Source organism: Stenotrophomonas sp. 59 (assembly GCF_030291095.1).
GTDB lineage: Bacteria > Pseudomonadota > Gammaproteobacteria > Xanthomonadales > Xanthomonadaceae > Stenotrophomonas > Stenotrophomonas maltophilia_Q.
Genome location: NZ_CP127408.1, coordinates 3,082,483 through 3,100,162, shown reverse-complemented (window position 1 = coordinate 3,100,162; position 17,680 = coordinate 3,082,483). Strand labels below are relative to the sequence as shown.

Below are 17,680 nucleotides of genomic sequence, written 5' to 3'. Positions count from 1 at the left end.
CGATTGTAGCGCAGGCTTTGCTTTGCGCTGCGCTGCCACCGCCGGCAAGAGGCCGGCAGCCTGGACTCAATCGCCGATACGGGCGAAGCGCGGTTGCGGTCCGTGTTCGCCAGGAACCTGTTCAATGAACATCGGATACGGACGGACCCAGAGGCCACCTTCACCATAGAGGGCGCGATACAGCACCATCGGCTGCAGGGTTTCACTGCTGCGCACGATGTCGATCACCTCGTACTCGCCGCCCTTGAAGTGGCGGTAGCGGCCCGGGGTGAGGGAAGGCAGCGGGCTCAATTCAGCCATGGCGCGCACCGCTCACTTGCGGGCCGGGCTGGCCGGCTTCGCGCAATAACTGTCGATGGCCTCGGCGGTATTGGCCAGGCCCTGTGCCTGCGCCAGTTCCCACGGACGTTCGCAGCGCTGGCTGTGCTCGCACCACTGGTAGCCGGCCGAACCGATGCAGCCATGGGCATCGCGATCGCCACCGACGACCGGCGTGGCCGGTGTTGCGGCTGCTGCATCGGCGCGCGCAGCCGCCTGATCCTGGCTCGCGCAGGCGGCCAGGAGCAGCAGGGCTGGAATGAGAAGAAGCGCTTTCATCGGGTGGGCTCCGTGCCTAAAGCAACAGTGTCTGCCGCAGCCTTGCCGACAGCAAGCGCTCAGTACACGGCGGCTCGGATCAGTTCCTCGATCAGCACGAGGTAGCTGGCCACGAAATAGAACTTCAGCAACGTCCAGCGCTGCTGCGAGAAGAAGGTGCGCATGTGGAAGGGGCCCCTGTTGGTGACGGTAGTGTGAAGCCCGGCTGACTCCGTGACAAGGATCACGGAATGAACAGGCTAAACGGACTCAGGGATGTGAGGGGAAGCCGACCGCACCCCATGGCATTTTCGTACATGTCTGATAGGCCATCCCTGAGGCGATCGCTAGCCCGTGGATGTACCGGCCAGCATCCAACCGCCTGCCGCTGCATTCTTTCACCTGCAGGAGCCTTTCATGGTCATCACCGTTCAATGCACTGCCCGGCACTGGGCCGTGGTGCATCCACATGCGCCCGATGCCGCGTGTTACGTCCGTGGCGCCGACGCTTTCGACGCGGCCATCGCGCTTGCCCAGGAGCACCATCGCCGCACGGGACAGTGCAGCATCGTGCGGGTCGCGGCATTCGGCACGTCAGTGGAAGCGGTCCGTGTTGGAGAGTGAAACCGGGGGAGTGCGGTACGGTCAGGCGCGGTTGAGCAGTTTGAATGGGAAAAAACCGGAGTAGCGCGCCCCCCCTGTGCGGCGCGCCGCGAATCCCGGATGCTTGCGCCATCGTATTCATCTGGAGACATCGATGGGCAAGGCACTCACCTGGCGCACCGTGGCCTGCACCCTGTTGCCAATGCTGGTAGCCGCCGGTGGCGCGCAGGCGCAGAGCTATGGGTACGGGTACGACGACGATCGCTACGGCGGCCGTGAGGGCAGCGGCATCGTGCGCTGCGAGTCGATCAAGAACCGTAGCAACGAGTGCCGCCTGGAGGGCCGTGCACGGATGATCCGGCAGTTGTCCGGCTCGCCGTGCGTGGAAGGTGAGACCTGGGGCCAGTCGCGCTATGGCGTCTGGGTGACCCAGGGCTGCCGCGCCGAGTTCGTCGGCGAGTACCGCCCTGGTGGCGGCTGGGGCAATGGTGGGGGTTGGGGCAACGGCAATGGCAACGGTTGGGGCGGCAGTGAGGTGATCACCTGCCATTCCAATGGCCACCGCCAGGAGTACTGCGACGCCCGCATCCGCCGCGGCGTGCGCCTGGTCCGGCAGGATTCGCGCAGTGCCTGCATCGAGGGCCAGACCTGGGGCTGGGATCGTCGTGGCATCTGGGTCAGTGACGGCTGTCGAGCACAGTTCCAGGTGAATTGAGCATGGCCCTCTAAAATCAGAAAAATCTGATACAGCTCACATTTTGAACTGTCGTATCTTCTGCGATCAGGGCGCCTCCATGCGTCCCTGATCTGTTGCGATGATGCCTGCCGTGATCGGCAGGAATGTCCCGCTACCGTCGATACGCTGCCTCAAGGAGTGAGCCGCATGTTGATCCGCCTGCAATGCGAACAGCGCCAATGGCGCGTGCTGCATCCGGACCGGCCGGAGCCGATCGATTTCCGCGACGGTGCCCGGGCCTTCGACTTCGCTGAAACCCTGGCGCGCCTGCACTTTGTCGATACCGGGCAGCGTGCTGCCGTGCGCGTGGAAGCCAGTGGCGCCTTCGTGGAAGCGGTCAGCTACGGCTGAGTGCGGGGGCAAGGTCCGCCTCGCGGAGCCCGTCATCCACGCATGGCGTGGATCTACCGGGTGTGGCATCCACGCGTGGCGTGGATGTACCGGGTGTGGCATCCACGCGTGGCGTGGATGTACCCGTCCGGGGTATGGATGCGTGTCTCCGGTAGATCCACGCCATGCGTGGATCCACCGTCTGCTGGGCTGCTTCAGCCCGCCGCGCTCAGCGGCGGGGTGCCCGCGGCCAGCTGCGGCCAACGCTTGAGCACGGCCGCACGGATGCCCGCTGCGTCGATGCCGGCTTCGGCCAGCAGATCCTCGCGGCTGGCATGATGCTGGTAGCTGTCTGGCAGGCCCAGATGCAGGATCGGGCGCAGCACGCCCTCGGCATTGAGCAGCTCACCGACGCCGGAGCCGGCGCCACCGGCCACCACGTTGTCTTCAATCGTGACCAGGCCCTCGTGCTGGGCGGCGACAGCCAGCACCAGCTCGCGGTCCAGCGGCTTGATGAAGCGCATGTTGACCACGCTCAGGCCCAGTTCGCGGCCGACCTGTTCGGCGGCGGCCACGGTGCTGCCGAAGGCGAGCAGGGCGATGCGGCTGCCCTGCAGGCGCAGCTCGCCCTTGCCGATCGGCAGGGTGGCCAGATCGGTGCCGGCTGCAACGCCGGTGCCGGTGCCACGCGGATAGCGCACGGCGGCCGGGCCCGGGTGCTGCAGGCCGGTGCTGAGCATCTGCCGGCACTCGGCTTCGTTGGATGGCGCCATCACCACCAGGTTCGGCACGCAACGCAGGAAGCTCAGGTCGAGGTTGCCGGCATGGGTCGCACCGTCCGGGCCGACCACGCCGGCGCGGTCGATCGCGAACAGCACGTCCAGGTCCTGGATCGCCACGTCATGCACCAGCTGGTCGTACGCGCGCTGCAGGAAGGTGGAATAGATCGCCACTACCGGCTTGCCACCCTGGGTCGCCATGCCGGCGGCCAGCGTGACCGCGTGCTGTTCGGCAATCGCCACGTCGAAGTAGCGCTGCGGGTATTCCTTGCTGAAACGCACCAGGCCGGAGCCTTCGCGCATCGCCGGGGTGATGCCGTACAGGCGTGGCTCGGCGGCGGCGGCATCGCACAGCCAGTCGCTGAACACGTCGGTGTAGGTGGGCTTCTTGGCGCCGGCCTTGGCCACCAGGCCCTTGTCCGGATCGAACGGGCCGACGGCGTGGTAACCGATCTGGTCGCCCTCGGCCGGCTCGTAGCCCTTGCCCTTGGTGGTCATCACGTGCAGCAGCTTCGGGCCCTTGGAGGCACGCAGCGTCTTCAGCGTGGACAGCAGGGCCGGCATGTCGTGGCCGTCGATCGGGCCGGTGTAATGGAAGCCCATTTCCTCGAACATCGTGGACGGCACGAACATGCCCTTCCAGTGCTCTTCCCAGCGCTTCACGAAGCGTGCCGGGTTGTTCTTCTTGTCGCCGAGGATCTTCTTGCCGCCTTCGCGCAGCGCGTTGAGCGTGCGGCTGCCGGTGGCACGGCCGAGCATCTTGGTCAGGCCGCCGACCGCCTCGGAGATCGACATGTTGTTGTCGTTGAGGATCACCAGCAGGTTCGGTTCCGGGTCCATGCCGCCGGCGTGCATCAGCGCTTCGAAGGCCATGCCGGCGGTCATCGCGCCGTCACCGATCACCGCCACGATCTTGCGATCGTCGCCTTCGGACTGGCGCGCGATGGCCATGCCGAGTGCGGCCGAGATCGAGGTGGAGGAGTGGCCGACGCCAAAGGTGTCGTACTCGCTTTCCTCGCGCTTCGGGAACGGCGCGACGCCGTCCTTCTGCTTGACGGTATGGATCTCGTCGCGACGGCCGGTGAGGATCTTGTGCGGGTAGGTCTGGTGACCCACGTCCCAGACCAGCTGGTCGTGCGGGGTCTGGTACAGGTAGTGCAGTGCCACGGTGAGTTCGATCACGCCCAGGCCGGCGGCGAAGTGGCCACCGCTCTTGCCCACCGATTCGATGAGGTAGGCGCGCAGTTCGTCGGCGACCGCCCTCATTTCGGATTCGTCGAACGTGCGCAGGTCATCCGGTGTCTGGATGCGCGCGAGGCGGGGATAGCGGGCAGAGTCGATCATCATGTTCGCACTTGTTCTGAACGCCCATTTTCGCCCTCAAACGGGGGTGGGGCAAGCAAACGCCGCCGCCCGTGACAGGACGGTGAGGGTTGCATTTTCGGCGATTCAGGTGCTCAGTTTTGACCGCTTCGGCAATTGCGCCTTCAGGAAGGCCATCTGGTCGGCCAGGATGTTGCGGTTGGACAGGATCAGGTGCTCGATCCAGCTGGGCCGGTAGGGCACCGCCAGCAGTGGCATTCCGGCCTGCTGCGGGGTGCGGTCGCTCTTGCGCGAGTTGCAGTGGAAGCAGGCGGTGACCACGTTTTCCCAGCAGTCCAGGCCGCCCTTGGACAAGGGCATGACGTGGTCGCGGGTGAGCGTGGGGCGGTTGAACTGCTGGCCGCAGTACATGCACAGGTGGGCGTCGCGGGCGAACAGGGCCGGGTTGGTCAGGTTCGGCGTCGGGTCGATCGCGCGGGAGCGGGCGTGGCCGCGCGCGGCGATGATCGGGTGCAGGTCCATCCCGCTCTGCAGGCCGCTGAAGCGGTTGGTGCCGCCATGGATGTGCAGGCAGGGATCGCCGAGTGTCCAGGCGACGGCTTCGCGGGCGTAGAGGCACGCCGCGTCCTGCCAGGTGATCCAGTCCAGTACGCGTCCGTGGGCGTCAAGCGAGAGCAGCCGGACGGAACCGGGTCGATGCAGCGTCGTGGCGTTGGGCGATGCTTCGGCGCCCGGAGCAGAAAAGGGAGCTCCGGCTTCGATCAGACCCAAGCGTGTAGTGTCTGTCTCCATCGGGAGAACAGCTTATACCTGAATGTTGACGATTTGTGTATCGCCTGTGGGCGATACGCAAATCGCAACGATTCAGGTCCGCGCATTCTTCCTATTCCCCGCGCCTTCGGCGCGCCCCCTTTAACAAAAGGGGGCTTTTCTCCAGAGAGAGAGACTGGGGGCTGCCAGGCCGGGGTCGGATCCTTTTCCCGCAGGGAAAAGGCTCTGACCCCAATTCGGGCAGATCCACGCCATGTGTGGATGCGAGGGTCAGAGCCCTTTTCTGCGGAAAGGGATCCGACTCTGCGGGCTCAGGCGCCGAAGCGCTCGTCGTCCATCGCCATCAGCGGGGCGGCGCCGGCCTGGATGGCGGCGGCGTGGCTGAGGGTGCGGGGCAGCACGCGGGCGAAGTAGAACCGCGCGGTCTCGCGCTTGCCCTGGGCGAAGGCGGCGCCGTGCGCGCTGGCATCGGCGGCGGCCACGCTGCGGGTCCACCAGTAGGCCAGCACCACATAACCCGAATAGAACAGGTAGTCGTAGCTGGCCGCGCCCAGTTCGTCCGGGTTGGCGGCCGCGCGCTGCAGCACGTCCAGGGTCAGCTTGCCCCATTCGGCAGCCTTGGCGCGCAGCGGGCCGATGAACTCGGCCAGCGCTTCGTTGCCCTCGTGTTCCTTGGCGAAGGCTTCGATCTCGGCCAGCATCAGCTTCAGGCCGGCGCCCTGGCTGGACGCGGTCTTGCGGCCGATCAGGTCCAGTGCCTGGATGCCGGTGGTGCCTTCATACAGCGTGGTGATGCGGGCGTCGCGCGCCAGCTGCTCCATGCCGTGCTCGCGGATGTACCCGTGGCCACCGAAGCACTGCAGGGCGTTGTAGGTGTTCTCGATACCCCACTCGGTCTGGCAGGCCTTGGAGATCGGGGTGAGGAAGCTCACCAGGGTGTCGGCGCGCTCGCGCTCGGCGGCGTCCTCGGCGTGGTGGGCGACATCGATCAGGGTGGCGGCGTGCAGGGCCAGCAGGCGGCTGCCCTCGACCAGCGACTTCACCGTCAGCAGCATGCGGCGCACATCCGGGTGGACCAGGATCGGGTCGGCCGGCTTGTCCGGGAACTTGGCGCCGCTGAGGGCGCGCGACTGCAGGCGCTCACGGCTGTACTTCAGCGCGTTCTGGTAGGCACGCTCGGACAGGCCGATGCCCTGCAGGCCGACACCCAGGCGCGCGGTGTTCATCATGGTGAACATCGCCTGCAGGCCCCTGTGCGGCTGGCCGACCAGGTAGCCTTGTGCGCCATCGAAGTTCATCACGCAGGTGACCGAGCCCTTGATGCCCATCTTGTGCTCGATCGAACCGCAGCGCAGCGCGTTGCGCTCGCCGACGTTGCCGTCGCGGTCGACCTTGAACTTGGGAGTGACGAACAGCGAGATGCCCTTGGCGCCCGGAGGGGCGTCGGGCAGCTTGGCCAGCACCAGGTGCACGATGTTGCCGGTCAGGTCGTGCTCGCCGGCAGTGATGAAGATCTTGGTGCCGGTGATCGAATAGCTGCCATCGGCGTTCGGCTCGGCCTTGGTCTTCAGCAGGCCCAGGTCGGTGCCGCAGTGCGGCTCGGTCAGGCACATGGTGCCGGTCCAGCGGCCCTCGATCAGCGGTTTCAGGAAGGCCTCGTGCTGCCAGGCCTCGCCGTGCTGCTTCAGCGCTTCGATGGCGCCGTGCGAGAGCAGCGGGAAGTTGCCCCACGCCAGGTTGGCGGCGTTGATCATTTCGTTGAGCGGCACGCCCAGGGTGTGCGGCAGGCCCTGGCCACCCAGTTCCGGCGAGGCGGTCAGGCCGGTCCAGCCGCCATCGACGAACTGGTCGTAGGCCTGCTTGAAGCCGGGCGGGGTGGTCACTTCACCGGTGGCCTGGTCGAGCACGCAGCCGATCTCATCGCCAACGCTGTTGAGCGGGGCCAGCACGGTGGCGCTGAAACGGCCAGCTTCTTCCAGCACGGCATCGACCACGTCGGCGGTGGCGTCGGTGAAGCCCAGGCGGGCGAACAGGGGTTCGACCTTGAGCACGTCGTGCAGGGCGAAACGGAGGTCGGAAAGCGGGGCGGTGTAGCTGCTCATCGGTACGTCTCGATTTGATCAGGGCAGGGGAGAGCGGCGCCAGGCGCCGCGACGGAAGGTGGGAATCAGCGCAGCACGCCCGGCAGGCCCGGGGCCTGGTTGAGGGTGCTGCGGCTGCTGATATCGAAGCTGCGCTGCTTCTTTTCCTGCGGCGTGGCCGCGACTGTTCCCTTCAGGCCATAGGCCAGGGTGCGGTTGCCGGCCAGTGCATCGGCCACCACCAGGCGTGCGGCCGAACTGGGTACCAGGTCGACGTTGATGACGTCGGCCGAGGTGCCGCCGATGGAAATGCCCGGCTTGGCCTGCAGGGTGCCGGCGTCGCTGTCGCCGACGGTCAGCGCCAGCGAGACATCGTCGAAGGTCATCGGCATCGAGCTGAAGTTCTGCAGGCGCAGGGCCACGGTCCAGTTGCCGTCGGCGCGCACGGTCAGCTGCTGCAGGCTGGCCGCCGGTTCCGAAACACGCTTGACGATGCCGTTGCCACAGGCGGCAAGGGCAAGGGTACTCAGGACGATCAAGGCGATACGGAAACGGTGGAGCATGGGCGCAGGTCCTCTGGAGGCGGTGCGTTGGAATAAGCATACTACGGCGTATGGTCGTTTGGATCGCCTGTGGCGACCCGTCGCAGAGGGTAGCGCGTGAAGATGGCGGCTGGGCGTGCGCAGCGCTGGATCTTCGGGCGCACGGTGCGCGTGCGGATTGAATTGCAGTTCAATCGGCGGGCGTATCGCGAAGCGGGGCCATCAGGCGCAGCGGGCCCAGGTCGTAGCCCATGGCTTCGGCTTTTTCTTTCAACTGTTCGAACCGGGCGCGCTCCATTTCCGGCAGGCGCGAGAGAATCCACAGGTACTTCCGGTCCGGTTCACCGACCAGCGCCCACTGGTAGTCCGGGTCCAGTGCCAGCACCCAGTAGTCCGCCCAGACCAGTGGCACCCAGCTCAGCCAGTCCGGAACGAAGCGCACCTGCAGCTGGCCGGGATGGCCGGCCACCGGGCGTGCCACGCCTTCAGCGACCACGCGTTCGCCGTCGCCGTTGCGGCAGGCATTGGTGACACTGATGCGGCCATCGCGGCGCAGCCCGTAGTTGGCGGTGATCTCGCCGACGCATTGCTTCTGGAACGACACCGGCAGGTGCGCGATCTCGTGCCATTGGCCTGCGTAGCGATCGATGTCCAGACTGTCGACCGCCCGCAATGGCTCGGCGGCGATCACCGGGGCGGTGGCCAGCAGCATGCAGGCGAGCAGGGTGGGGCGCAGTTGCATCGGCAGGCTCCGGCAGGAATCTGCAGCGTAGGTGCCGCGCCGGGTACCGGTGTAAATGTTTCGTCAACCAAACGGCGGTGGCCTGGCATGGATCGACACAATGGGAGGCGCCAGCGCCAGGTAGATCCACGCCATGCGTGGATGGCAGGTCGCAGGCAAAAAAAAGACCTGCATTTCTGCAGGTCTCTGAAGATGGTGGCCGAAGACGGAATCGAACCGCCGACACGGGGATTTTCAATCCCCTGCTCTACCAACTGAGCTACTCGGCCAAATTGTGTGGCAACCGTGATCAAACCCGGTTTCCGGAAAAAAAAGACCCGCATTTCTGCAGGCCTTCGAAAGTGGTGGCCGAAGACGGAATCGAACCGCCGACACGGGGATTTTCAATCCCCTGCTCTACCAACTGAGCTACTCGGCCACATGTTTCGTAGCAGCGAGGTCGCTGCCAAGGAGGCGTATATTACGGAGGTCGGAAGTCTTCGGCAAGCGTTTTGCCAAGAATTCTTCACATTGCCGTCTGCGCGCCTGCAAGTACTTGATCCGCCGTCGCGGTGCAGGGCGGGAAGGGCCTGGAATCGATCCGGGCTCCCCGGCGCGATCCTGATCATCCCCTGTGGCGGAAATCAGCAGGCCGCGGTGATCGGCAATGCCGCAACGGCAAGGCCTGTGTCGGTGCCGCGTCTGGGCGGGCGATGGAACGCTGTTTTCGTGGCCGTTTCCGGCGATCGTTGCGGCGTAGTGTCGGCATTCCTTTCCTGATGCTGGCAACAGCAGAGCCGGTCACCATGTCCGATTCCCTCGTTACCTCCCGTATCGTGCTGGCCTCGCGTCCGCAGGGCGCGCCCACGGCAGCCAACTTCCGCCTTGAACAGGCGACACTGCCGGCCTTGGCGAAGGGCGAGGTGCTGCTGCGCAACCGCTACCTGTCGCTGGACCCGTACATGCGTGGACGCATGGACGAGGGCCCCTCGTATGCCGCGCCGGTGGCCATCGATGCGGTGATGGAAGGCCAGACCGTGGCCGAGGTGCTGCAGTCGAAGGCAGACGGCGTGTCGGTGGGTGACCTGGTACTGGCGCCAGGCGGATGGCAGACCCATGCGGTACTGCCGGGCAAGGCACTGGGGCGTCGCCTCGATCCGGCCGGGCTGCCACTGAGCACGGCGCTGGGCGTGTATGGCATGCCCGGATTCACCGCGTATTCCAGCCTGCATGAGATCGCCCGCCTGAAGCCGGGCGAGACGCTGGTGGTCGCGGCCGCGACCGGTCCGGTGGGCGCAACTGTTGCGCAGCTGGCGAAGCTGCAGGGCGCGCGCGTGGTCGCCATCGCCGGTGGTGAAGCCAAGCGTGCCTACCTGCAGACGCTGGGCGTGGACGTGGCGCTGGATCATCGTGCGGCCGACTTTGCCGAACAGCTGCGCGCGGCGGTGCCCGCGGGCATCGACGTGTATTTCGAGAACGTGGGCGGGCACGTGCTGGATGCGGTGCTGCCGCTGCTCAACGACTTCGCCCGCATTCCGGTGTGCGGCACCATCGCCACCTACAACGAACGCGGCGTTGAACAGCCCGGGCCGGACCGGCTGCCAGCGCTGTTCAGCCAGATCCTGCGCCAGCGCCTGACCGTGCGCGGTTTCATCGTGCACGACTTCAACCATCTGTGGCCGGACTTCGAGCGCGAGATGCCGCAATGGCTGCGTGAGGGCCGCATCCAGTACCGCGAGGATGTGGTGGAAGGGCTGGAGAACGCGCCTGAGGCGTTCTTCGGGCTGCTGAAGGGGCAGAACTTCGGCAAGCTGGTGGTGAAGCTGGATTGAGTGTCCGCCGGGCATGGCCCGGCGCTACCGCCGGGCGTGCCGACCAAGGTCGGCACCCACTTCAGGCAGTCGAGGCCTTTTCCCGGCGCAGCAGTTCGCGCTTGCGCGCCACGCCCCAGGCGTAGCCGGACAGGTCGCCGTCGCGGCGTACGACGCGGTGGCAAGGGACGGCCACCGCCAGTGGATTGCTGGCGCAGGCGCGAGCCACCGCGCGGCTTGATCGCGGGGCGCCGATGCGCGTGGCGATGTCGGCATACGAGGCGGTCTGCCCACGTGGGATCTGCTGCAACGCCTGCCACACGCGCTGCTGGAAGGCGGTGCCGCGGATATCCAGCGGCAATGTGGCGCCCCGCGTCGGGTCCTCGACCAGACCTACCACCTGTGCCACCAGTTGTTCATAACCGCTGTCGGCACCGACCAGCTTGGCCTGGCGGAAGCGGTGCTGCAGCGATTGCAGCAGCGCTTCCGGATCGTCGCCGAGCAGGATCGCGACCACGCCGGTGGCACTGCTGGCCACCAGCACGCTGCCCAATGAGCTTTCGGCAAGCGCGAAGTGGATGACTTCGCCGCGCCCCCCTGCGCGCCATTGCTTCGGGGTCATGCCCAGCAATTTCGGTGCGTTCTCGTAGAAGCGCCCACTGGAACCGAAGCCGGCATCGTGGAAGGCATCGGTGATGCGTTCCTGCTGTTGCAGCCCAGTGCGCAGGCGGTCGGCGCGCAGTGCCGCAGCGTACTGCTTCGGGGTCAGCCCGGTTGCCTGCTTGAACAGGCGATGCAGGCGGGTCGGGCTGCAGCCTGCGATGTCGGCCAGTTCCTGCAGCGAGGGTTCGTCGAGGCTGGCCTGCAGGTGGCGGCAGACCCGTTCGACGCGGGCGTCGGTGGTGGGGGAGGCGGAGCTGTCCATGGGCGGATTCTGGCACGTGCCGCAGCCACGAAAACTCCGTTTCCTGCACTTGCCAGCGAGGCCCGGAAACGGAGTGTTGGCAGTCCAGAGGCAGGGCATCGTTGCGGCCACTTCACAACGGATGCCACGACCATGCGCCTGAACAACAAGATCGCACTCATCACCGGAGCCAGCGCCGGCATCGGCCGCGCCAGCGCGCTGCGCTTCGCTGCCGAAGGGGCAAAGCTGGTGCTCAACGCACGGCGGCCGGAGCCGCTGCAGGCGCTGGCCGAACAGATTCGCGCCGCCGGTGGCGACGCCGTGGTGCATGCCGCCGACGTCGCCGACCCGGGCACGGCGCAGGCGCTGGTCGATCTGGCCCAGCACTCATTCGGCGGCCTGGACATCGCCCTCAACAATGCCGGCATGCTCGGCCCGGGCGTGCCTGCGGCGGAGTTCCCGGTGGACGCCTGGCGCGAGGTGATGGCGACCAACCTGGATGCCGCCTTCCATGCTGCACGCGCGCAGTTGCCGGCACTGCTGGCGCGCGGCGGCGGCTCGCTGGTGTTCGTTGGCACCTTCGTCGGCCATACCGTGGGCTTCCCGGGCATGGCGGCCTATGCGTCGAGCAAGGCCGGGCTGATCGGCCTGAGCCAGGTGATCGCGGCGGAGTATGGCGCGCGCGGCGTACGCAGCAACGTGCTGCTGCCTGGTGGCACCGATACCGAAATGGGCCGTCAGGCGGCACCGACCGGCGATGCCCGCGACTTCGTGCGCTCGCTGCACGCACTGAAGCGCATGGCCGAGCCGGAGGAGATCGCCAACGCGGCGCTTTTCCTGGCCAGCGATGAAAGCAGTTTCGTTACCGGTACCGCGATGCGCGTGGAGGGTGGGGTGTCGATCACGCGGACCTGAGTGGGGTTACGAGCATGGTACGTAGCGGAGGCCGCTGCTGGCCATGAAGCCCTTCGGATCGAACAGGGCCCAGGCTTCGCCCCAGTCGAACCGCGCGCGGCCACCCGCCAGCTTGCAGCCCAGTGCCGCGCCCAGCGTGCGGCGCATGAAGGCCACTTCGGCATCGATCGCGGCCTGGGTCGGCCAGCCGTTTTCCAGCGCTGCACCGGGCAGATCGACACCCATCGTCACCATGTCGAGCTGTTGCCCATGGAAGCACAGGCTGATGCCGGCCGGCGCGCCGGCCAGGCTGAGCCGGTGCAGGCTCAGCCAGTGATAGCCGGTGCCGACATCGCGCTCGCCATGCATCAGCGTGGCGAAGGCGATGCGCGCCTCATCCCGTGACAGGGTGGGGCCGATCAGCGTCGGCAGGTTGCCGAGCTGGATGCTGCCGTCGGCAGGGTTGAGGTTCATCGGTACGGCGTGCGCCGCGTGCAGGGGAGACAAGGGCATGGCGTACCCGGAAGGCATAATGCATTGGAAACTGGACGTGCCGCATGCCCGCGGCAACCCGTATACATTGGTTGCCACATCGATGTCGGTCATGCTCTGCACTTCGTTCGCGATCAGGATCGTACATGCAACAGCTCCACGCTGCCGATGCGAGCAACATCGACTGGCCTTCACTGCAGGCGGCGTATGGCAGCGCTGGTGATGCCGGCGAGCTGATGGTCGCCCTGCAGAACGCGGAACACCAGGAGGACTGGGGCGAGCTGTGGTCACATCTGTGCCACCAGGGCACGGTGTACCCAGCGAGTCATGCGGCGCTGCCTGTGTTGCTGGGCATCGCCCTGCAGGACGCTCGTTTGGATGCGGATGACGCCCTGTTGCTGGCCGGAGCCATCGTGGCCGGTTCGGTGCCGGAGGATCCGGGATTGCACCCGCATTCGTCGACGATCGGGGCATTGATCGACGTGGTGGAGGCCCGGCTGACTCTGCCGGTGATCGACGCGGATGCACAGCTCTTCGCACGGCGCGCGTTGCGCCAGGCCTGGCTCGGGCTGAAGGGGAAAAGGTGTGGTCCCTGCATCTGGACCGATTGGAAGAAGGCGAATTGGTAGGCGAGTGCGATCGCTGTGGTGCCGACCTGTATGCCGAGTTCGACGAAGAAGCGCCCTATCTCTGCCATGAGGATCCGGTGCATGGGGCGCCCACGATCCGTACTCCGTTGCAGGCGGGATCGCCGCTGAACGCAGTAGAGCAGTGGTTGCTGCAGCAGGCCCTGCGCGACGGTGATCACCAGGCGGTGCGGCTGCTGGGATTAGCCTTTGGAGAAGCACCGTGCAGCGCGTGCGGCTGCATGTTCCCTGTGCGCAGCTGCGCGGGAGGCTGAGGAGGGCCGGCTGCACGCAGCGTTCGCGCCGGGCTGACCTGCGGATTACCCGGCAGCCTCTAGCGTGGAGCCAGGGCTGGCATGTGCCAGTGCAGGAGCGAGCGATGAGTGAGCGCGACAACGACCAGAGCGACCCGAAGCAGGGTGTGCAGGAAAGCCGTCAGGACCGGAAGCAGGATGACGTCGCAAAGCGCCGGCCGGCGCAGCGTGATGAACAGGTGCGTGATGCGCATTCGCGCAGTCCGCGGCGCAAGGACGGGGGCCTGGATCCGGCCTGAACCGTGGGCGCTGAAAAGAAAAACCCGCAGATCACGGGGATCTACGGGTTCTTCTGAATAGTGGTGGAGCCAAGGAGGATCGAACTCCTGACCTCGTCATTGCGAACGACGCGCTCTCCCAGCTGAGCTATGGCCCCACGGCAGGGTTTCAGTGTAGCGCTGCCTGCCGGGCTTGCCAAGCGCCGGGCCGGGACGGTGGTCGCGCCGCGTCGGCTGCCGCCCCTGACCGGTTCAGGACAGGGCCCGGCGCAGCAGCGCGCCGGCACGATGTGCTGCCACGTCGGTGCTGGCACTGACCGCGTGCAGGTGGATGCAGGCGTGGATCATCCCCGGCAGCCGCTCGAGCGTGCAGTCGACACCTGCCGCCTGCAGCCGCCGTGCGTACTGTTCGGCCTCATCACGCAGCGGGTCGTGCTCGCAGCTGAGTACCGAGGCTGGTGCCAGCCCATGCAGATCCGTTGCATGGGCCGGCGAGGCCTGTGCCGGCGGTGTGGCCGGATCACCGAGATAGGCCTGCCAGCAACGCTGCATCAGTTCGGCGCTGAGGTAGTAGCCAGTGGCGTAGTCGCGGTAGGAATCGCTGCCCATCCCGGCATCGAGTGCCGGGTACAGCAGCAACTGGTGGCGCGGTTGCGGCAGGCCGAGATCGCGCAGCTGCAGGCAGCACGCGGCGGCCAGATTGCCACCGGCGCTGTCGCCACCGATCGCCAACCGCTGCGGGTCCAGCCCGAGGCGCTTGGCGTTGTCCTGCAACCACGACCAGGCGTCGGCAACGTCATGCAGTGGAACCGGGAACGGGTGTTCCGGCGCCAGCCGGTAGCCCACGGCGACAATCACGCAGCCGCTGGCATTGGCCAGCGCGCGGCAGGGGCCGTCATAGACCGCCAGCGAACACTGGAACCATCCGCCGCCATGCGCGAACAACAACGCCGGTGCCGGTCCATCGGGCAGCCCTTCCGGTGTGTAAAGGCGCACTTCCAACGCGTGGCCGTCGCGTGCGATCACCGCATGCTCGATCACATGCGCAACCGGCTGCGGCGCGCCCTGCAGCTGAGGCAGCGCGCTCTCGCTGATCGCACGCAGCTCGCGCAGGTCGTCCGGCAGTGGATGGGCCGCAACGGCATCGACGAACTGCTGCAGCGCGGGTTCAAGCTGCATGGCGCGCCTCCTGCAGGAACGGCAGCAGCTGCGCCAGGAACGCCTGCGGCGCTTCTTCCATGATGAAGTGGCCGCAGCCCGGCACGATGCTGCCGCGCACGTTGTCGGCATGCGGTTGCAGGGTCAGCATCGGCGCATCGGCGGTGGCGTGCTCGGCGCCGATGGCCAGCACCGGCATCGCCAGCCGGCGCTGAGCGCGTTCCTTGTTCTGGCGGATGGTTTCCGGAATCGCGCGGTACCAGGCGAAGCCGGCCCGCAGTGCGCCGGGGCGGCTGTAGGCGGCGATGTAGGTATCGGCAGCCACCGCGTCGCGGCGATATGACCAGCGGTCGAACATGAATTCCAGGTAGGCGCGCTCGCGACCGCTGATGAGTGCCTCGGGCAGGTCGGCCACCTGGTTGAACATGAAATGCCAGAGGAAGATGTTGTCGGCCGGTGCGGCGAAGATGCCTGGTTCCGGCGCCAGGCCGGGAATCACCGCTTCGGTCACGGCCAACTGGCGCACCGCCTGCGGTTGGTCGCTGGCCAGCGCATAGGCGATCCACATGCCGATGTCATGGCCGACCACCTGGTAGCGCTCGTGGCCCAGCGCCCGCATGGTCTGGTGCAGGACGGCGGCGGCACTGCCGGTGTCGTAGCCGTGGGCAGGGCGGTCGGATTCGCCGATGCCCGGCGGATCGACCGCGATGGCTTCGAAACCGGCCTCGGCCAGGGCGTGGAGTACGTGGCGCCAGGCGTACCAAGTCTGTGGCCAGCCGGGAATCAGCAGCACCGGTTCGCCGTGGCCTGCGGACACGCAATGCACGCGCTGGCCATCAATGCGCAGGTAGTGGTGGTGCAGGGCGTCGTCGCCGGCAGCGCCAGCGGGAAGAGAAGTGGTCATGGGGGAGTGCTCTGTTGTGGCTCAGGCGATGCCGAGCATGTGCTGCATCTGTGCGGTGCTGATTGGTGCACCGGCGAAGTCGTCGAAGATCTTGTCGGTGACCGGAATGATGTGGTCGCGGATGAATGCAGCGCCTTCGCGTGCACCGGCTTCCTGGTCCTTCAGGCAGCACTCCCACTCCAGCGTCGCCCACCCCTGGTAGTCGTACTGGGCCAGCTTGGAGAAGATCGACTTGAAGTCGACCTGGCCATCGCCCAGCGAGCGGAAGCGACCGGCCCGATCGGTCCAGTCGGCGTAGCCGCCATAGATGCCCTGGCGGCCGCTGGGACGGAACTCCGCATCCTTGACATGGAACATGCGGATCAGCGGGTGATAGATGTCCAGGTACTCCAGGTAGTCCAGCTGCTGCAGCACGAAGTGGCTGGGATCGAACAGGATGCGGCAGCGCTGGTGCTGGCCGACGCGCTCGAAGAAGCGCTCGAAGCTGGTGCCGTCATGCAGGTCTTCGCTGGGATGGATCTCGTAACAGAGGTTGATGCCGTTGTCCTCGCAGGTATCGAGGATCGGCCGCCAGCGGCGCGCCAGTTCGTCGAAGGCGGCATCGATCAGGCCCGGCGGGCGCTGCGGGAACGGGAACAGGTAGGGCCAGGCGAATGAGCCGGAGAAGGTGCCCATGTCCTGCAGGCCCAGCCGGCGGGAGGCACGGGCGGCCAGGTGCAGTTGCTGCTGCGCCCATTCGCTGCGCGCCTTCGGGTTGCCGCGCAGTGCTTCCGGCGCGAAGCCATCGCAGAGTTCATCGTAGGCCGGATGCACGGCCACCAGCTGGCCGAGGATGTGGGTGGTGAGCTCGCTGACCTGCAGGCCGTGCTCGGCCAGGGTGCCGCGGATGTCGTCGCAGTAGTCCTGGCTGTCGGCGGCGGTGGCCAGGTCGAACAAGCGTGCATCCCAGGCCGGGATCTGCAGTGCCTTGAAACCGTGGCCAGCGGCCCACTCGGCAATGCTGGCAAGTGAGTTGAACGGGGCCTGGTCGCCGGCGAACTGCGCCAGGTGCAGGCTGGGGCCCTTGAGGGTCTGCATGTGTTACTCCAATTGTTTGTCGGTCGACAAAGAATAGGCGCGGCCCTCGCGATGGTCAACACCCGCGTTACACTGCGCGCCTCACTGGAGCAGGCAGGCAGATGGCAGGGCGACCGCGCGAATTCGACAGGGACCAGGCGTTGCGCAAGGCGATGCTGCTGTTCTGGCAGCACGGCTACGAAGGCACGTCGATGTCGGCACTGGTCGAAACGCTGGGCATTGCCTCTGCACGCATCTACGCCGCGTTCGGCAGCAAGGAGCAGCTGTTCCGCGAAGCCGTTGCGCTGTACGAAGAGGGTGAGGGTGGTTTCGCGCCGCGCGCGCTGGAGCAGGCCACGCTGCGCGAGGCGATCGGGTCCATGCTGCGCGAGGCGGTGCTGACCTACACCCGCCGTGGGCGTCCGCATGGCTGCCTGGTGGTGTCCTCGGCCAGCAGCGTTTCGCCTGATGGCGAGGGTGTGCGGGACTGGTTGGCCAGCCATCGTCGCCAGCGCACGGCGGCGATCATCGCGCGGCTGCAGCAGGCGCAGGCCGAGGGTGAGCTGGCCGACGACGCGGCGGTGCAGGCGCTGGGTGACCACTTCGCCACGGTGCTGCATGGCATCTCGGTGCAGGCGCGCGACGGCATCAGCCGCGAGCGCCTGCTGGCGATGGTCGATGTCGCGTTGACCCCGTTGCCCTGAGATCCGGGGTCAGATCCGTTCTCCCTTGGGAAACGGATCTGACCCCAGGCGGTGCTGGCTGACTGTGCCGAAACCGCTTGTTTCGCCGGGTTTGGGTGCCGCGCAACGAAATCGTAACAATTTGGGGGATAATGGCC

General features: G+C 66.7%; 21 protein-coding genes and 3 tRNA genes. 9 read left to right on the top strand and 15 right to left on the bottom strand.

Going from position 1 to position 17,680, the window contains the following annotated elements:
- Nucleotides 1-66: 66 nt before the first annotated feature.
- Both QP552_RS14435 and QP552_RS14430 read right to left on the bottom strand, forming a co-directional pair.
- Nucleotides 67-300, bottom strand: a complete 234-nt coding sequence (locus QP552_RS14435) for a DUF1653 domain-containing protein (protein ID WP_106548809.1) — start codon at nucleotides 298-300, stop codon at nucleotides 67-69.
- A gap of 12 nt (nucleotides 301-312) precedes the next feature.
- Nucleotides 313-597, bottom strand: a complete 285-nt coding sequence (locus QP552_RS14430) for a hypothetical protein (RefSeq protein WP_106548808.1) — start codon at nucleotides 595-597, stop codon at nucleotides 313-315.
- 396 nt (nucleotides 598-993) lie between these two features.
- Here QP552_RS14430 and QP552_RS14425 point away from each other — a divergent pair, with 396 nt between their 5' ends.
- The 3 genes from QP552_RS14425 to QP552_RS14415 all read left to right on the top strand — a co-directional run bounded on the left by QP552_RS14425 (nucleotide 994) and on the right by QP552_RS14415 (nucleotide 2,266).
- Nucleotides 994-1,200 carry a hypothetical protein gene (locus QP552_RS14425; RefSeq protein ID WP_106548807.1) on the top strand — a complete coding sequence of 69 codons (207 nt, stop codon included), beginning with the start codon at nucleotides 994-996 and terminating at the stop codon, nucleotides 1,198-1,200.
- Between the two features lie 133 nt (nucleotides 1,201-1,333).
- The gene (locus QP552_RS14420) at nucleotides 1,334-1,894 is read left to right on the top strand and encodes a DUF3011 domain-containing protein (protein WP_286073937.1); all 561 of its coding nucleotides are present in this window, start codon (nucleotides 1,334-1,336) and stop codon (nucleotides 1,892-1,894) included.
- Nucleotides 1,895-2,062: 168 nt separating this feature from the next.
- Nucleotides 2,063-2,266, top strand: coding sequence for a hypothetical protein (locus tag QP552_RS14415; RefSeq protein ID WP_005410416.1), 204 nt, complete (start codon nucleotides 2,063-2,065; stop codon nucleotides 2,264-2,266).
- Nucleotides 2,267-2,460: 194 nt separating this feature from the next.
- Here QP552_RS14415 and dxs read toward each other — a convergent pair whose 3' ends face one another.
- From dxs to QP552_RS14380, 7 genes are all read right to left on the bottom strand, one after another.
- Nucleotides 2,461-4,368, bottom strand: coding sequence for a 1-deoxy-D-xylulose-5-phosphate synthase (dxs, locus tag QP552_RS14410; RefSeq protein WP_106548854.1), 1,908 nt, complete (start codon nucleotides 4,366-4,368; stop codon nucleotides 2,461-2,463).
- A 105-nt stretch (nucleotides 4,369-4,473) separates the two neighbouring features.
- Nucleotides 4,474-5,139: an HNH endonuclease gene (locus tag QP552_RS14405; RefSeq protein WP_019336875.1), complete on the bottom strand. Its 666-nt coding sequence runs from the start codon at nucleotides 5,137-5,139 to the stop codon at nucleotides 4,474-4,476.
- Nucleotides 5,140-5,429: 290 nt separating this feature from the next.
- The gene (locus tag QP552_RS14400) at nucleotides 5,430-7,220 is read right to left on the bottom strand and encodes an acyl-CoA dehydrogenase C-terminal domain-containing protein (protein ID WP_286073936.1); all 1,791 of its coding nucleotides are present in this window, start codon (nucleotides 7,218-7,220) and stop codon (nucleotides 5,430-5,432) included.
- 65 nt (nucleotides 7,221-7,285) lie between these two features.
- Nucleotides 7,286-7,762: an LEA type 2 family protein gene (locus QP552_RS14395; RefSeq protein WP_049430351.1), complete on the bottom strand. Its 477-nt coding sequence runs from the start codon at nucleotides 7,760-7,762 to the stop codon at nucleotides 7,286-7,288.
- A 169-nt stretch (nucleotides 7,763-7,931) separates the two neighbouring features.
- Nucleotides 7,932-8,483 (bottom strand): lipocalin family protein, encoded by a 552-nt coding sequence (locus tag QP552_RS14390; RefSeq protein ID WP_286073935.1) that lies wholly within the window; start codon nucleotides 8,481-8,483, stop codon nucleotides 7,932-7,934.
- 193 nt (nucleotides 8,484-8,676) lie between these two features.
- Nucleotides 8,677-8,752 (bottom strand) — tRNA-Phe (locus tag QP552_RS14385).
- A gap of 73 nt (nucleotides 8,753-8,825) precedes the next feature.
- A tRNA-Phe gene (locus QP552_RS14380) sits at nucleotides 8,826-8,901 on the bottom strand.
- A gap of 367 nt (nucleotides 8,902-9,268) precedes the next feature.
- Here QP552_RS14380 and QP552_RS14375 point away from each other — a divergent pair.
- Complete coding sequence (locus QP552_RS14375; protein ID WP_286073934.1) at nucleotides 9,269-10,294, top strand: NADP-dependent oxidoreductase; 1,026 nt, start codon at nucleotides 9,269-9,271, stop codon at nucleotides 10,292-10,294.
- Nucleotides 10,295-10,355: 61 nt separating this feature from the next.
- Here QP552_RS14375 and QP552_RS14370 read toward each other — a convergent pair whose 3' ends face one another.
- Complete coding sequence (locus tag QP552_RS14370) at nucleotides 10,356-11,198, bottom strand: methylated-DNA--[protein]-cysteine S-methyltransferase (protein WP_286073933.1); 843 nt, start codon at nucleotides 11,196-11,198, stop codon at nucleotides 10,356-10,358.
- Nucleotides 11,199-11,330: 132 nt separating this feature from the next.
- Between QP552_RS14370 and QP552_RS14365 the strand changes: the two genes are divergently transcribed.
- Nucleotides 11,331-12,092 (top strand): SDR family oxidoreductase, encoded by a 762-nt coding sequence (locus QP552_RS14365; RefSeq protein ID WP_062606487.1) that lies wholly within the window; start codon nucleotides 11,331-11,333, stop codon nucleotides 12,090-12,092.
- 6 nt (nucleotides 12,093-12,098) lie between these two features.
- On the opposite strand, the gene QP552_RS14360 is transcribed toward QP552_RS14365, so the two are convergent.
- On the bottom strand, nucleotides 12,099-12,584 hold the full coding sequence (locus tag QP552_RS14360; RefSeq protein ID WP_286075941.1) for a hypothetical protein: 486 nt from the start codon (nucleotides 12,582-12,584) through the stop codon (nucleotides 12,099-12,101).
- A 125-nt stretch (nucleotides 12,585-12,709) separates the two neighbouring features.
- Here QP552_RS14360 and QP552_RS14355 point away from each other — a divergent pair, with 125 nt between their 5' ends.
- The 3 genes from QP552_RS14355 to QP552_RS14345 all read left to right on the top strand — a co-directional run bounded on the left by QP552_RS14355 (nucleotide 12,710) and on the right by QP552_RS14345 (nucleotide 13,742).
- Nucleotides 12,710-13,192 carry a hypothetical protein gene (locus QP552_RS14355; protein ID WP_286073932.1) on the top strand — a complete coding sequence of 161 codons (483 nt, stop codon included), beginning with the start codon at nucleotides 12,710-12,712 and terminating at the stop codon, nucleotides 13,190-13,192.
- A complete protein-coding gene (locus QP552_RS14350; protein ID WP_286073931.1) occupies nucleotides 13,171-13,464 on the top strand; it encodes a hypothetical protein in 294 nt (97 codons plus the stop codon). The genes QP552_RS14355 and QP552_RS14350 overlap by 22 nt, the downstream gene beginning before the upstream one ends.
- Before the next feature lie 104 nt (nucleotides 13,465-13,568).
- Nucleotides 13,569-13,742, top strand: a complete 174-nt coding sequence (locus QP552_RS14345) for a hypothetical protein (RefSeq protein WP_286073930.1) — start codon at nucleotides 13,569-13,571, stop codon at nucleotides 13,740-13,742.
- Between the two features lie 61 nt (nucleotides 13,743-13,803).
- Here the strand turns inward: QP552_RS14345 and QP552_RS14340 are convergent.
- The 4 genes from QP552_RS14340 to QP552_RS14325 form a co-directional block, all read right to left on the bottom strand.
- A tRNA-Ala gene (locus QP552_RS14340) sits at nucleotides 13,804-13,879 on the bottom strand.
- Between the two features lie 94 nt (nucleotides 13,880-13,973).
- Nucleotides 13,974-14,900 (bottom strand): alpha/beta hydrolase, encoded by a 927-nt coding sequence (locus QP552_RS14335; RefSeq protein WP_286073929.1) that lies wholly within the window; start codon nucleotides 14,898-14,900, stop codon nucleotides 13,974-13,976.
- Nucleotides 14,890-15,783 carry an alpha/beta hydrolase gene (locus QP552_RS14330; protein ID WP_111113473.1) on the bottom strand — a complete coding sequence of 298 codons (894 nt, stop codon included), beginning with the start codon at nucleotides 15,781-15,783 and terminating at the stop codon, nucleotides 14,890-14,892. Before QP552_RS14330 ends, QP552_RS14335 begins: the two co-directional genes overlap by 11 nt.
- A 21-nt stretch (nucleotides 15,784-15,804) precedes the next feature.
- On the bottom strand, nucleotides 15,805-16,860 hold the full coding sequence (locus QP552_RS14325; protein ID WP_286073928.1) for a sugar phosphate isomerase/epimerase family protein: 1,056 nt from the start codon (nucleotides 16,858-16,860) through the stop codon (nucleotides 15,805-15,807).
- A 101-nt stretch (nucleotides 16,861-16,961) separates the two neighbouring features.
- Here QP552_RS14325 and QP552_RS14320 point away from each other — a divergent pair, with 101 nt between their 5' ends.
- Entirely contained in the window at nucleotides 16,962-17,543 is a 582-nt protein-coding gene (locus QP552_RS14320; protein ID WP_049437387.1) for a TetR/AcrR family transcriptional regulator, read from the top strand.
- Nucleotides 17,544-17,680 lie beyond the last annotated feature (137 nt).